Source organism: Arcticibacter eurypsychrophilus, assembly GCF_001730525.1.
GTDB lineage: Bacteria > Bacteroidota > Bacteroidia > Sphingobacteriales > Sphingobacteriaceae > Arcticibacter > Arcticibacter eurypsychrophilus.
Window position 1 is genome coordinate 38909 of sequence record NZ_MDFN01000008.1, and the last position, 14122, is coordinate 53030.

Here is a 14122-nt window from a genome sequence, read left to right on the forward strand (position 1 = left end):
GTTAAATCAGTTTAGAAATTAAAATTCAGATTGAGTCCCAATGAACGCGTAGTAGGAATTGAAGCTGATTCAACTCCCGGAACATACGTTCCTCCATCCAATGCGATTTGCTCAGGATCTATGTGCGGAACTTTAGAATGTACCCATAAATTTCTTCCTACCAGGGATAAGGCCATATTGCTGATCTTATACCTCTGCAAGAACTTAGATGGAATTACATAGCCCACACTTAATTCGCGAAGTTTAATAAAAGAGGCGTCATAGATCACTGGCTCAGCAATAGATCGTCCATTTGTAAAGGCGGAGTTCCATGCACGGGCAGAAAGCTTTACATCATTGGGTCGGTATGAACCATCTGCATTTTGGATCACCCCCGGACTAATCACACCGTTTCCTTCTAAAGTTAAATCATATCCATTCGCACGCCCTTGAAGTGTTTCAACCAACTGTCCGGCTTCCCTTCCCACAACCTGAGTGAGCGAATACACTTTACCACCCTCACGTACATCAAACAAAAAGCTCAGATTAACTCCTTTGTATGAAAACGAATTCCTTATCCCTGCGAGCCAATCCGGATTATAATTACCCAGCCGCTGTGCCGTACCTGTAGATAAAGGACGCCCGGTATCATTATTGATGATCTGATTATAATAAGGACTTGTTTGATCTGTAACCCGTTGATAAACTTCGCCATACATATCTCCCATCCGGTTACCCACACGGGCATCTATTGAAATGGCTTCCTTGCTCGCCATTTGATAGATGGAAATTTCGTCCGTTAACTTGAGCACCTTGCTTCTGTTGGCAGAAAAGTTTACAATGATATCCCAATTAAAGCTTTGTTTGATTGGTGTGGCATTTAAAGAAACTTCAATACCTGAATTACTGATCTTTCCCGCATTCAGAATCTGGGTACTGAAACCACTTGTAATGGAGATCGGAACATTATTCAGGATTTGATTTTTAGTAGTCACATGGTAATAAGTAACATCAAAGCCTAAACGATTATTCGCAAACTTCCACTCTAATCCTCCTTCTAATGAAGTACTGATTTCAGGTTTGATATTAAAATTCCGTAACACACCAGAGGTGCTGAAGACAGGATTACTTCCGATTGGATTCTGCTTGTTATATGCTTGAGTAAATGAATAAGGACTGGTATCATTACCAACCTGTGCAGCACTTAACCGTACTTTTCCATAACTGACCCATGATGGCATTTTAAACATTTCGCTTATCAAACCACTCAATGATGCTGAAGGGTAAAAGTAAGAGTTATCGGTGATGCCCAGAGTGGCTGAGTTTACAGGTAACGTAAGCGCACTGGACCAATCATTTCGGGCCGTAACATCCAGATATAAAAAATCTTTAAACGAGAACTGTCCGAAAGCATATAAACTGTTGACTCTTTTTTCCGGACTAAAAACCTCTGTAACCAATGGAATCGCTGAGTTATTTAAGCTGTAAATTCCGGGTGTCAGTAGCTGAGAGGTATAAGTAGCAATTTGATCTGTATTATTGATCCTTGCATTACCTCCCGCATTAAGAGATACCTTCAAATCTTTGCTGATTGAACGGTTTGCATTAATAAGGAAGTCAAAATTCGTCTCTATATTTTCGATCCGTTCTTCTCTATAAGCACCTTGAGGAAAACGTTGCGTGCTATAGGCCCTTCTTCGTTCCCGTAATTCGTTACCATAATCTGTGCCTCCCCGCAAGAGCACATTTAGCCAGTTGTTGATATCGTATTTTACGGCTATATTTCCAATAAGACGATGTGCCTTTTGTGAGTTCGTATTTTCATATAGATTGAAATACGGATTATCATGGTAGTTATAATTAAAATTGAACTGTTGCCTATTCTCCATACCCGGCATCCAGTAATCTTTCAAAGAATTGATGTTGACTTGTTGTCCAAGCCAGTTGTTCAGGAGATAAATAATATTTTCAGTCCCATAGCTGATGTTCGGCCTGTTATCACTGTCATTTAAAATATAGTTCACACTGGCTTTTACATTCAATTTAGAGGTAACATTATAGCCGGAGTTGAATGCGAATGTATTCCGCTTTAAATCGGTATTAGGCACTATACCTTTTTGATCTAAATTGGTAAAGGAAAATCTAAAATTACCTTTATCGTTTGAGGAAGTAACGGCAACATTATTATTAGTTGTAATCCCCGTTTCGTAAAAGTCATTCAAGTCAAAACTATTCAACCAGGGTGTAGGGGTTATGGTACCTCGTGCAGCAAGATTTGCAGCAGAGCCCAATGAACCGTCATTAATCAGGTAAATATCTCCACCCCGATAACCATTTGAAGTGGGTGAGTCAAACTGATCGATGAGTTGACCATTGAAAGCAGGGCCCCAACTTTCATCCACACCATCCCTAACGCCAGAGCCGAGACCATCTACAAAGGAAAATTCTCCATCATTGCCCTGTCCATATTTCTTTTGAAAGTCGGGTAATACCAATGGTCGCTCAAACGTTACCCCTGAATTCACACTTATTCCAGCTCCTTTACTTCTCCTACCGCTTTTAGTAGTAATTAAAATTACCCCATTTGCAGCTCTTGAACCGTATAAAGCAGCAGCATTTGCACCCTTCAGCACATTTATGGATTCAACATCATCCGGATTAACTAGCGAAGCACCATTTCCATAATCTACTTCCTGATAACTGCTCCCTGAAGATCCGTAATTATCATTGCTGATTGGAATGCCATCGATCACATACAAAGGCTGATTGTTATTGATGTTTAAAGATTTATCACCCCTAATGGTAACCCGTGCAGATCCCCCTACACCAGATGGACTATTCATTACTGTAACTCCTGCAATTTTTCCGGCTAATCCACTGGAAAAATTAGATTCGCGGGCTTTATCGAGTTCGCCACCTTTAATTTCCTGGGCTGCATATCCCAAAGATTTTCTCTCTCTGGAAACCCCAAGCGCAGTCACAACCACTTCATTAAGCTGATTGTCTTCTTCGCTTAATACGATCGTAATATTTGAACGTCCATTAATTGCTATCTCCTCGGTTTTAAAGCCAATATACGAAACCTGCAATATTGCATTCCCGTTGGCCACCTGCAAACTGAATTTACCATTGATATCAGTAGTGGTACCTACACTTCCGTTTTTTATCCGAATAGAAACCCCAGGAAGTGTTTTCCCTTGTTTGTCAGTAATCGTACCTGTGATGGCAACATCTTTGAGGTAAGGATTGCTCTCTAATAATGGCTTAGCGATAGCTTCCGAAACACTTACCTCTATCACAAAAAATAGAAATAAAGGAATGATTGCCCTCTTAAACATGAAACAATGCTTTTTTCTGGTAAAATCTCTCATAAAATTATTCTTAGGTAGTGTAACTCTTAATCTGATATTGAAACGTAGTAGATGATCTTTATAAAATCACGCAAGAATAATTAATCCTTGTTAGCACAATTAAAAGTTACTGTTAAGTTTAAATGAAAGATTTATTATCTCAGTACAAAGATAAGTTCGAGGAGGAAAGAGAAGCTAATTCGAATTGATAAAGACATTTCATACAGCGTATGAGGTCCATTCAACCATCAATTTCACGCTGCTGCAAGGGAATTTGAACTGAGCAACAATACCCAATACCAAAAGGGAATAATGCTCCATTTAATAAGTGTGCCTTAAAGAGATACGACAAAAATTGAGAAAAATTTCGAGGGACTTCAGCTAAAGGCCTAAATACCTTACAGCAATGTTACGATTTATTCGTTTGGCTAACCAGGAAATTAAGATACACAATAAAAGTATTGAAACAATCATTATAGCCTGAAAGGCAAAAATGCCTAGCGATGGAAGGTAGATTTTAAGGAGTCCTGTTAGCCTCGTTAGGAAAAAGATATGAGTAAAATATATTCCAAATGAAACAATTCCTATGTAGTTTAAAGCCGTATTTTTAAAACCGGCATTTTGAGTATTAAACAGAAAGCTAATCACGGCAAAAGAGTATATAAATGAAGTGATTCTTACTGTGCTAGCCGCTGCGCTAAGGTCCCTATATGTTTTATATTCCATTATACTATCCGAAGTTAAAAGCGCAAGTGATATGAACACAAAAATCATTGCTGATAATCTTCCTTTCCATATAACTTTTCCTTTACCAAAATAAACACCCAGAACAAAAAAGAAAAGGTAAGGGAAAAAAGTTCCACTGTATAAGATGATTGGCAACTTTATTCCTAAGGAGTACCTTATATAATAAATAATTAAGCAAAACAGAACACTTAGCACTGCTGTTCCAAATAATCCTTTCTTATTAGCCAATTTTTGCACAAAAGGAGCAAGTATATAAAACTGAACAATTAATGCTATGAAATAAAAAGGAACCGCTGTCTGAAATGTGACCAACTTATATAGGATAGACATAACAGGAATACCCCTTAGGAAAAGAAAAAGGCTATAAAAAAGCGCCCAAAATAAGTATGGAATGAGAACTCGTGGCAACTGTTTCTTTAAATAATCCACATAACTCGATTTGGAGCTAAATGATTTATTTGCTATGAAAAAGCCGGAAATTGTAACGAAAAGCGGAACAGCGAAACATATCAAATTTCGCCAGAAAACTATTATGGACGAAACCTCTACACCTTTAGTAATCGAAAAGGATATTGTATGAATAGCGATAACGGAAACTATTGCAAGTCCTTTTAAAATATCATAGTATTCTACTCTGCTCCTATTGATCTTTTCATTCATTTTTGAAAGTCTAAAACTTGAAAGTAATTATTTGAATAAGCAAAGCGCTCGCTTATTTAAGGTCAGGCCTAAGATAAAAAATAATACGATTGGCTATAATCTATTTTAGCATTAGTTAATTTAATTTTTAAACCCTTTTGAAAAACCTAAAAAAAAAAATCAAATTCCAATTTCGGGATACTTTAACTATACCTATAACAGATGAGGGTTATTTCTAAGGGTACACTTAAAACATTTTGGGAAAGCCATAAAGATTGCAAGCAACAGCTTTCAACATAGTACAGAGAGGCAGATAAAGCAGAATTAAAAAATACCATGGATGTAAAAAGGGAGTATCCAAGTGCAAGTTTTTAAGAACATAACCATTTGGTATTCAATAATAAAGAAAATCACTAAAGATTAATCGCCAAGATAAATTATACGTATAAAATAATTCCGATAAGATTTATGGGCACTCACGCTGAATATGATAAAATTAATGCAAATAAAATTGAGCAAGATTATCACGATGCTCTTCATTGACTGGAAGAGATATTTGATTCATCGATGGCACGATCGAAGGGGATGAATTAAAGATTTTAGGTATACTGATAGCTAGAAAGCTTCATGAGGGGTTGAGTAGCTCTACAGATATACTCATTCAGCCGTATAATTAAATTATAGAAAAATTAAGCTCCTAACGCAAAAAGCCTCTCATTAACTGAAAGGCTTTTTTTGTGGAGGCTACTGGGTTCGAACCAGTGACCCTCTGCTTGTAAGGCAGATGCTCTGAACCAGCTGAGCTAAGCCTCCATTGTCTTTAAACAATCTTGTCTCGGATTGGGATTGCAAAGATAGCAACCTTTAGCAAATTAACAACTTATTCTTTCGATTAAATTTAAGGCGAAGTTTATTGTAGATTGCACCTATATTAGGGTACAAGGGAATACGCTATAATCAGGAAGAAATTGTTTATCGCTTACTGGATTTAAAGCCACGTACATTTACAGTCGTACACGAAAATAACAAAAAACATTTCTCTGCCTGCATTGGCATGAAATAAGGAGATTAACTATTTGTGCTGATCAGCTCGCAACCTAATCAATAAATAGCCTGCATAGCTTAACTCCCTATCTATCCTTTTTCGGTCATCGGTATCAGGAATACTCATTGATGAAATGACAAGAGACACATCATATGCGTTAACTTGTTGCAGTAATACAAAAGATTCATTCGGAAGGTAATACGTATATTGATTACCTGGCTTAGTCTTCAGTCCGCCCTTTTTTAAACGACCTAATGCATTTGTGATCAGTTTATTAACATCAAGTTCCACTACACTATCTTTACCGATTATAACATGGAGATTCTTATTTGATTCCGATCTCTCCACTACTACCGGTACTCCATTTAAGGCTACCTCCGTTTTATTTGCATAGCTATTAATCTCGATCAAAAAATCATAGCCCTTCACATCGACCATCTCATTACCAGGGGCTACAAAAGTGACTTCATTGCGAAAATTATTATCATCCTTTTTTACCTTCAACAACGCGTAAGCAGTATCCAAAAGCTTCGTTTTAATCGCATATCGATTAACGCCAGCTTTATCCTCCATCCTACTTTCAAGCGCAGAGAGATCTACCAGAGTAAAATCCTGTAAAGAATGCAACCCATGACGATCCACTAAGTAATAGACAACTGTTGCCCGCTGTCTGATATCTGCATTCGCTCTGGAAGCCATTAACCTTTTCAACCGGAGCACCTGAGAATACCGGGATACAGAAAAAGCACTTTGCGGACCATAAGTGGACAACAAGGCCAGAATACACAGACTAATAGGAATGACCTTTATATTTTGCCTTTTACTAAACAAGAAGTAAATAGTATTAAATGTAAGCCATACCGCCAGTATGACCAGGATATACCGGGACTCAGTAATACCATAATTACCTACCCTTTTCCAAACGGCCAACAACAGCAGCACAACCAATGGGATCATCATGAAATAGAATACCCTGGAAAACATCTTGATCCATCCATTCCCAGACTTCTCTCTGATTGGGTAGATCAGCAATAAAGATAGTATCCCAAATACGGCATACCCTAAAATTAGCGCCGATACCATGCCTTTAGGCAGCTCCCAATTAATAATTATTTTAATTTCGTATACCAGCAAGATCGCCAAATAAATGGTCATCAAGGGAATCAGTACATATTGGGTAAATATTTTAAGTCCTTTGGGATATGTATCAACCGCCTGATCGGATTTCACATCTTCAGGAACTCCGGACAGGAAAAAGATTGTCATGAAACCTGCAGCGACTACCGCAAAAAGCATCAAATAGATTTTAGAATTAATGTCTACACTAAACAATCCATCAATCGCTATTAATGCCACCGCCAAGCCACCAAATAATACCCCTGCGTAGAGCGCTGAGGTAAGAAACCTAAGGAATAACGTTTTATTAAATTCCCAGAAATCGTTTAAATTCCCATGTTTGATAAAAGGCACGAATGCCACTAAAAGATGAAAGGCAAAAGCGATCAATCCAATTCGGTAGATATCAGCATCGTAATATGACGGGTGCAAAGCAAAATACAACCCTGTGCAAATCAGCACACCAAGTACACGGAAGATCCATTTTTTAACCAGAGTGAAATTATTTACTTCTGCATACAGATCGCCGGCTAGTAAAAGCACTAATGCAAAGTTACATACGATGATAAACTTGATGTATTGGTCCTCCACAATTTTGACCTCTCCAATAGGGTCAATCATATAACACCAAACTAGTGTGGCAGCTATTGATGCAAATACCTGTAGAGGAAAGCGGAATACTACACGCTGGATACTTTGTCCTAAAGAATATAAGGAAGGAATTTTCATATTACAAGTTTTTAGGTCCCAATTGTTCAACAAGGATATGAAAATGGATCGACAACTGATGTAAGTAAACGTAGTTGGAATCCATTTATACCATGCCGAGCTATTGAATTTTAATATTTATATAAAACACTTATAAACATGTATTTTTCGATATCTTTATGATATCAATTTAAAATCATAAAAAATGAAAACTGAAAAAATAATTAATCCTCCATCAGGATATGCTGGCTTAGCGTTTTTTATCATTCTGGTAGTAAGCGCTGGAATTTGCCTTTGGGCAGGACAAATTGCTGTAGGTATTATCGTTGGAATATCAGCCTTTGTACTGGTATTGTCCGGACTGATCATAGTGGACCCCAACGAATCAAAAGTGCTCACTCTGTTTGGTAAATATGTAGGCACAGTTAAGCATGATGGGTTTTTCTGGGTGAATCCTTTTACTGTGAAAAGAAGAGTTTCCTTGCGGGCATTTAACTTAAATGGTCAGCAATTAAAAGTAAATGATAAAATAGGAAACCCAATAGAAATCGCTGCGGTCATTGTATGGCAAATTAAGGATACCGCTAATGCTGTATTTGCGGTTGAAAATTACACACAATATGTAGATATTCAAAGTGAGGCGGCAGTAAGGCACCTGGCCAACTTATTTCCCTATGATAATCTGGAAGACGAATTAGCTACCATTACGTTGAGAGGAGGAGCTGAACAGGTGAGTATCTTACTCGAAAAAGAGTTAAATGAACGTCTTGACCGGGCGGGTATAGAAGTATTGGAAGCACGGATCTCACATTTGGCCTACTCTCCTGAAATTGCACATTCCATGTTGCAGGTTCAACAAGCTTCTGCAATTATCGCAGCAAGAAGACTTATCGTAGAAGGTGCAGTTGGAATGGTGGAAATGGCTTTAATTAAATTATCAGAAAAAAACATTGTGGAGCTTGACGAAGAGCGCAAAGCTGCGATGGTCAGCAATTTGCTGGTTGTACTTTGTGGTGATAAAAGCGTCAGTCCCGTCGTAAATACCGGCACTTTATATCATTAATACGTATTGAGATCCTAACTCCTCAACACCTTTGAGGAATAGGATCGTTGCATATTCAATTATCATGGCAGAAAAGAAAGCATTTATATTAAGAATAAATCCAGAAGTTTTGAAAGAAGTAGAGAGTTGGGCAACGGATGAATTCAGAAGCATCAATGGCCATATCGAATACCTGCTGCAACAAGCGCTGATAAATAGAAAAAAAAGTTTACGAAAGAAAAAACCCGACTTATAAATCGCTTCGTTATGAGTTTTGAATTAAAGACAACAACTTTCGAATCAGCTTGTTATTGAATGATATTTTCAGAACTAAGATTTCAATCAAACTGAAAGGAATACATTTCCTGAAAGCAGATTGAACTCTTAAATTAATATCATCTAAATAAACAAACACAATATGAAAAATGTAGTAAAATTAGTAGCAATTGCCCTTTGCACAGCAGTGGTTGGGTTAACCACACCAAGCATTGCCCAAAACAACGATACGCTGAAAGTAAATCCTGATCAGGCAATTAAAAAAACAGCCAGAAAAGTAGGTAACAAAACAGCTGAATTAGCCGTTAAGGGTGCATCAAAAGTTGCTGACAAGACCTATGCCAATAAAGTTGGCCCGGGTGGTCAAACCATTTATATTGATAAGAACAGTAAATATTACTATGTCAATAAAAAAGGAGCCAAAGTATATGTCAGCAAAGCGAAGCTAAGAAACAAATAACAAAACACCATCACCCCCTCAGAGCCTTAAATAACGTTCCTGTCTATTTAGAGAGGAATGCTTTTAAGGCTTTGGTGGGTTTTCCATCATTTTCCCATGTACTTAAACCGTATTTACTCCAGCTCCTTGCACCCTGAGGTTCCCAATATAAAACACCCAGACCTCTACCATTTGGAACAGCTCTAACCTTCTCCTGAACGGCAATTAACATATCATATGTATTCTGCTCTTTGTTGTCTTCCCCTCCCACTTCTACTACCATCACTTCTTTTCCATAACGGGATGCCATATCCAAGAGATTATTTCCAAGGTCATTGACAGACAACGTATAATCAGGATTTCCTTCAAGCCAGTATGGATAATAAGAAAGCCCAATTACATCATATTTAGCCCCATTTGCTTTAGCATTGTCGAACCAGTTTCTAAAGCGTGCATTATTATTACCCTGATCAACATGAAGAATCACTTTAGAATCTTTGCTGACTGCTTTTATCGCATCATAGCCCTTATTTATCAATTGAGCCAATTGAGGCCAATTCGCGGTGCTGCCTTCAGGGTAAATCATACCTCCCGGTGTTTCATTTCCAACTTGTACCCATTCCGGATCTACACCTGCCGCTTTTAAAGCAGACATCACATCAAATGTATAGGTATAAACATCCTGAAGTAACTGATTAAAATCATGACCTTCCCATGCTGCCGGCTTCTTTTGTTTGCCTGGATCTGCCCAGCTATCACTATAGTGGAAATCAATCATGACCCTCATGCCCGCTTTTTTTGCGCGTACTGCCATCTCTACCGTCACTTCTTTACTGCAATGTCCACTCGCTCTATCGTCAGATGGATTAACCCAGGTTCTTAACCTGATGGTATTCATGCCATGGTCTTTTAATATCTTAAGGCAATCTTCCTCTACTCCATTATCATTATAAAATTTATACCCTGTTGCTTCCATCTGTGACAGCCAACTGACGTCTGCACCTTTTGCAAAGGTCTTGCTTTGTTGTTTGATAGCTGATTCTTTTGCGGCGCATCCAGACAGCAGAACAGTTATCAATGAGTAAATAAGCAGGCTAAATTTAAGATTTTTCATTATTAAGTATTTAGTACTATATGGCTAGCGTATTTTTGTTCTCTTGGAATAGTAAACATAAGAAATCTCTTCACTTCCGCAGCAATTCATTCAGGTTAAAATTATTTATCTATTTATGTAAGTTTTCTTGATTTTATTCTACCTATATGTAAAATCACACAATAGGATCAAAGTAAAACAGAACATTATCTTTCAATTTATTTTGAGACAGGCACATACTTATACGGCCCCCAATTGCTGTTTAAAAAACAAAAGATGTATGAACAAGAATTTGTAACACTGATTAAAGAATACCAGCGAATTATTCATAAGGTTTGCCATTTGTATCGGGATAACAAAGAGGACCGGGAAGATCTCTTTCAGGAAATCACATTTCAACTTTGGAAAGCTTACGCCTCTTTTAAAGGTCAATCCAAAATAAGTACCTGGATTTATCGGATTTCGCTCAATACAGCCATAGCAACCTATCGCAAAAAGAGGCCTGATATTCAATATGTTTCTGTTTTGCCGGATAATCAGGCCGAACAGCAAAATGAAGGCACCTCAATTCAGCAGGAACTTTTATTTGCGGCTTTAAAACAGTTGGATGATAGCGAAAAAGCATTGATTACGCTCTATCTGGAGGATCTCAGTTATCAGCAAATTGCAGAAATAGTGGGGATTAGTGAAAATAATATTGGGGTAAAACTCTCCAGAATAAGGAACAAAATACAGAAACTCTTAATTAAATAAAAGATGGAACTTGAAGATTTAAAATCATCCTGGAACAATTTAGAAACACCGGTTAAGACCTCAGAAGAGATCAAGAAGATGCTATTGGAAAACAATCACCCTGTTTTAAAGGGCATAAGAAGACAACTATCACTGGAAATTGCAGGTTGGTCGCTATTCCTGATGTGTTATTATACGATGTTTGATGGAGACTTGAAACCACTCATAATTAATATCATACTTGTAATTTGTGCATTGTTGCCTTTAATTCATAACCTAACGGGGTATCGGTTTGCAAAGTATCTATTAAATGGTACTACCATACAACAATCCCTTGAAAACTATTTTTCAAAAGTTAAAAAATATGCTATAATATCCATCTTAACGCGGATTGTATACGCATCCGGCTTATTGTTGTTTTTTACCTATAATATACAATTCACTACAGGGAAACAGGTGTTACTTGGCGGCTTGATGTTGTTTTTGGGGATTCAACTATACTTTTTGTATGTATTATGGAGAAGACGATTGAGGCAACTTGAAAGAGCGCTGAGTAATTTCAATTGAAACTTCAAAAGATCGTTTATAACTTTCCAAGCAAGAAGCAAAGATTTAACCCTATAGCAGAAAAGATAAAACATAGTATCAAATTGAAGTCTGTTTAAGATTTGGTTACCCTTCAGGCAACAGTGATGCCAGGGTGATGCCACAGTGAGGCCACGTTTTTACAATAAAAGGTGGCCTCACCGTGGCGTCACTGTGGCCTCACCGTGGCGTCACCCATAATCTGCCCACAATTTGGTCTCATGTCATGATAAGATTTATAATAGTGGGAATGCTCTTTGACAAGACTGGATTTTTCTTTAATGGGGTAAATTAAGGGAAGGGAACAAATCCGTCACGACTTCGCTGTAGAAAAATTCCTTGATCTTTTCCCAGTATATTCAATTCTCAGGATTTAGGATCGGCACCATCACAGAGTCTAAATTTTAAATACCCCAGCTTGATGCTGCAAACAAACCGCAATATTTCATCCCAATTATTTTCCAAATGTTCTAGGTTGATCTTACTTGGTTTTAAAGCATCAATCCGTACATCTAAATTTTGATCCTGAGCGCTTACCCAAACCCTCGATTGATACGGGCGCTAAGGTGGCCGATGCATTAGGGGTGACACTGGATTACCTGGTGAAAGATGGTCAGTATCAGGACATCGACCAGGATGCACTTGAACGCCTGAAACTGATTGAAAGGCTACCACAGGACGAACGTTTGCACCTGTTCGCCACAATGGATGCTTTCTTCGCCAAGAACAAACTATTGGCTCTGCTTAAATAATAGAGCCCAACAATTTTGCTGGGCTTTGATGTAATTGGAAATTCTGAAGTCATTCACCACCTTATTCCGAAAAGGCGAACAAGGCGTTCTTTCCCCCTTTGATCACCATAACTTACTCAAAGCTAGCTGCATATCTATCCATTAGCTACGTGAATCGTTGTTTTAAAGCGTACGAAATTGCATGGTCGAGCTTTCCGAAATGTCCAATTTAGAACAGTTTGAGAAAGTTGAACGTTTGGTTAGTCTGGCCCTGCAACTAAAAGACTGGCTTATTATTGCCTTTACCCTCTCTGTGCAACAGCCGCAACTCAACCCGACTTTAACGTATATCACAAATAACTACTATTATTTTTTAAGTTTTCCTCTTCGAAATAACAAAAAAATGATTGCGATTAAAACCAAGGCACTTATAGCAAATGACAGATTTGTTTTAACTGGTATTTCATGACCAGTTGCATGCAGTACCATGAAAAAAAACACATCTAGCATTAACAGCACAATGGTCAAAACCTTTAAAATTGATATTAATAATTTCATATTCTATTATGTGTTTAATGAATTGAAGTGTTATAACCCTGATCTTGAAGCAATTGCTGAACTTGTTTAATCTGTTCTGCTGACATTCCTCTTACATCTAAAGTATCACCTGGCCTTAAAGTCACTTTATTACCTTGGAGTAAATTCAACACTGTTAATGCGGATTTTGTAAGATTAGAAGCTACCTTGGTAGATCCATACAAATCATTAAGACCATTAGCAATAGAAGATACGTTCGGTCCTAAATGATCATTTGTCTTTACTCCTTCATGTGCAATTGCATCTTGTAAGGCGTGCAACCCTTGACCTAACTGTCCTAAGTCTTTTCCTCCATGTGAACCAAATATTTTATTCCAACCAAACGCAAGCCCTCTTGCAGTTGCCTCTGCTTCTTTCATTCCGCCCGCAGCTTCATTGTCACTCATCATAGAATGCCACACACTATTTTTTTCATCTTGAGATTCTTCAGTAGCACTATAATCAATTCCGGATCTGTAATCCTGTATATTAGTAAAAGGGTGCAAAACTCCATCAATGTATTGGGCGTAGCCCGGAGGGTGATCGGCATAGGTACTTGAATAATGGGCTATTAGGTCAGCTTTTGTATCTGAATATCCCATGCCCTTTAAAGCATTATAAGTGATTTCATAATGCACAGACACAGCATATCGACCATCATCATCTATAAAATTTATAGGGTTATTGTTCCCATATGCATAATAACTGATATTGAAAGTCTTCTCTGTAAGCGGATCAATCATATTCAATCTTCCTACCACCGGATCATAGAACCTAGCCCCGTAATCATAATAAGCAGTTCCTTCCTGTAACTCCTTCCCGTTATAAAGATAGTTATTTTTATCCCCGCTCCGATATTTTGCATTAACCAGTCCGTAAGCATAATACTCATCTTCCTGGACCACCCTGGCTGCAGACTGGTATTGGTCTATTGACACCCGCGTATTGCCCAAGTGGTCCTTTAGAAAGTATTCGTAACGGTAAGAACCATCTAGAATATTTCTCACCGCACGGCCTTCTTCGGTTGCAATGAAATCGATCTCTCCTGCCTTGTACTGGATACC

General features: G+C 37.9%; 13 protein-coding genes, 1 tRNA gene and 1 pseudogene. 8 read left to right on the forward strand and 7 right to left on the reverse strand.

Features of this window, described 5'->3' with window-relative positions; genetic code table 11:
* Positions 1 to 11: 11 nt before the first annotated feature.
* On the reverse strand, positions 12 to 3317 hold the full coding sequence (locus tag BFL47_RS05890; protein ID WP_245681318.1) for a SusC/RagA family TonB-linked outer membrane protein: 3306 nt from the start codon (positions 3315 to 3317) through the stop codon (positions 12 to 14).
* 393 nt (positions 3318 to 3710) lie between these two features.
* Positions 3711 to 4736 carry an acyltransferase gene (locus BFL47_RS05895; protein WP_083257034.1) on the reverse strand — a complete coding sequence of 342 codons (1026 nt, stop codon included), beginning with the start codon at positions 4734 to 4736 and terminating at the stop codon, positions 3711 to 3713.
* A 402-nt stretch (positions 4737 to 5138) separates the two neighbouring features.
* On the opposite strand from BFL47_RS05895, the gene BFL47_RS20475 reads away from it, so the two are divergent.
* A complete protein-coding gene (locus BFL47_RS20475; protein WP_211480946.1) occupies positions 5139 to 5258 on the forward strand; it encodes a type II toxin-antitoxin system HigB family toxin in 120 nt (39 codons plus the stop codon).
* Between the two features lie 195 nt (positions 5259 to 5453).
* On the opposite strand, the gene BFL47_RS05900 is transcribed toward BFL47_RS20475, so the two are convergent.
* Both BFL47_RS05900 and BFL47_RS05905 read right to left on the reverse strand, forming a co-directional pair.
* Positions 5454 to 5528: transfer RNA gene (locus BFL47_RS05900), tRNA-Val, on the reverse strand.
* Positions 5529 to 5787: 259 nt separating this feature from the next.
* Entirely contained in the window at positions 5788 to 7605 is a 1818-nt protein-coding gene (locus BFL47_RS05905; protein ID WP_069658886.1) for a DUF4153 domain-containing protein, read from the reverse strand.
* A gap of 184 nt (positions 7606 to 7789) precedes the next feature.
* Here BFL47_RS05905 and BFL47_RS05910 point away from each other — a divergent pair, with 184 nt between their 5' ends.
* The 3 genes from BFL47_RS05910 (at position 7790) to BFL47_RS05920 (ending at position 9362) form a co-directional block, all read left to right on the forward strand.
* Positions 7790 to 8647: an SPFH domain-containing protein gene (locus BFL47_RS05910; RefSeq protein ID WP_069658887.1), complete on the forward strand. Its 858-nt coding sequence runs from the start codon at positions 7790 to 7792 to the stop codon at positions 8645 to 8647.
* A 64-nt stretch (positions 8648 to 8711) separates the two neighbouring features.
* Positions 8712 to 8882: an Arc family DNA binding domain-containing protein gene (locus tag BFL47_RS05915; protein WP_069658888.1), complete on the forward strand. Its 171-nt coding sequence runs from the start codon at positions 8712 to 8714 to the stop codon at positions 8880 to 8882.
* Between the two features lie 162 nt (positions 8883 to 9044).
* On the forward strand, positions 9045 to 9362 hold the full coding sequence (locus BFL47_RS05920) for a hypothetical protein (RefSeq protein WP_069658889.1): 318 nt from the start codon (positions 9045 to 9047) through the stop codon (positions 9360 to 9362).
* A 43-nt stretch (positions 9363 to 9405) separates the two neighbouring features.
* Here the strand turns inward: BFL47_RS05920 and BFL47_RS05925 are convergent, their stop codons facing one another.
* Positions 9406 to 10455 (reverse strand): glycoside hydrolase family 53 protein, encoded by a 1050-nt coding sequence (locus BFL47_RS05925; RefSeq protein WP_069658890.1) that lies wholly within the window; start codon positions 10453 to 10455, stop codon positions 9406 to 9408.
* A gap of 255 nt (positions 10456 to 10710) precedes the next feature.
* On the opposite strand from BFL47_RS05925, the gene BFL47_RS05930 reads away from it, so the two are divergent.
* Positions 10711 to 11187: an RNA polymerase sigma factor gene (locus tag BFL47_RS05930; protein ID WP_069658891.1), complete on the forward strand. Its 477-nt coding sequence runs from the start codon at positions 10711 to 10713 to the stop codon at positions 11185 to 11187.
* 3 nt (positions 11188 to 11190) lie between these two features.
* Positions 11191 to 11733 (forward strand): hypothetical protein, encoded by a 543-nt coding sequence (locus tag BFL47_RS05935; protein ID WP_069658892.1) that lies wholly within the window; start codon positions 11191 to 11193, stop codon positions 11731 to 11733.
* 384 nt (positions 11734 to 12117) lie between these two features.
* Here the strand turns inward: BFL47_RS05935 and BFL47_RS20480 are convergent.
* Positions 12118 to 12276 (reverse strand): annotated as a pseudogene (locus BFL47_RS20480) (Tn3 family transposase); the annotation flags it as partial.
* Positions 12277 to 12317: 41 nt separating this feature from the next.
* Between BFL47_RS20480 and BFL47_RS05940 the strand changes: the two are divergent.
* Together BFL47_RS05940 and BFL47_RS05945 are read left to right on the forward strand one after the other, a co-directional pair.
* On the forward strand, positions 12318 to 12503 hold the full coding sequence (locus BFL47_RS05940; RefSeq protein ID WP_211480944.1) for a hypothetical protein: 186 nt from the start codon (positions 12318 to 12320) through the stop codon (positions 12501 to 12503).
* A 199-nt stretch (positions 12504 to 12702) separates the two neighbouring features.
* On the forward strand, positions 12703 to 12951 hold the full coding sequence (locus BFL47_RS05945; protein ID WP_170827281.1) for a hypothetical protein: 249 nt from the start codon (positions 12703 to 12705) through the stop codon (positions 12949 to 12951).
* A gap of 103 nt (positions 12952 to 13054) precedes the next feature.
* Here BFL47_RS05945 and BFL47_RS05950 read toward each other — a convergent pair whose 3' ends face one another.
* Positions 13055 to 14065 (reverse strand): RHS repeat domain-containing protein, encoded by a 1011-nt coding sequence (locus BFL47_RS05950; RefSeq protein ID WP_069658894.1) that lies wholly within the window; start codon positions 14063 to 14065, stop codon positions 13055 to 13057.
* Positions 14066 to 14122: the final 57 nt, after the last annotated feature.

Excerpts from the sequence above, each read along its gene's own strand:
- BFL47_RS05890 (WP_245681318.1), bottom strand. The coding sequence starts at position 3,317 with ATGTTTAAGAGGGCAATCATTCCTTTATTTCTATTTTTTGTGATAGAG.
- BFL47_RS05895 (WP_083257034.1), bottom strand. The coding sequence starts at position 4,736 with ATGAATGAAAAGATCAATAGGAGCAGAGTAGAATACTATGATATTTTA.
- BFL47_RS05905 (WP_069658886.1), bottom strand. The coding sequence starts at position 7,605 with ATGAAAATTCCTTCCTTATATTCTTTAGGACAAAGTATCCAGCGTGTA.
- BFL47_RS05910 (WP_069658887.1), top strand. The coding sequence starts at position 7,790 with ATGAAAACTGAAAAAATAATTAATCCTCCATCAGGATATGCTGGCTTA.
- BFL47_RS05915 (WP_069658888.1), top strand. The coding sequence starts at position 8,712 with ATGGCAGAAAAGAAAGCATTTATATTAAGAATAAATCCAGAAGTTTTG.
- BFL47_RS05920 (WP_069658889.1), top strand. The coding sequence starts at position 9,045 with ATGAAAAATGTAGTAAAATTAGTAGCAATTGCCCTTTGCACAGCAGTG.
- BFL47_RS05925 (WP_069658890.1), bottom strand. The coding sequence starts at position 10,455 with ATGAAAAATCTTAAATTTAGCCTGCTTATTTACTCATTGATAACTGTT.
- BFL47_RS05930 (WP_069658891.1), top strand. The coding sequence starts at position 10,711 with ATGTATGAACAAGAATTTGTAACACTGATTAAAGAATACCAGCGAATT.
- BFL47_RS05935 (WP_069658892.1), top strand. The coding sequence starts at position 11,191 with ATGGAACTTGAAGATTTAAAATCATCCTGGAACAATTTAGAAACACCG.
- BFL47_RS05945 (WP_170827281.1), top strand. The coding sequence starts at position 12,703 with ATGTCCAATTTAGAACAGTTTGAGAAAGTTGAACGTTTGGTTAGTCTG.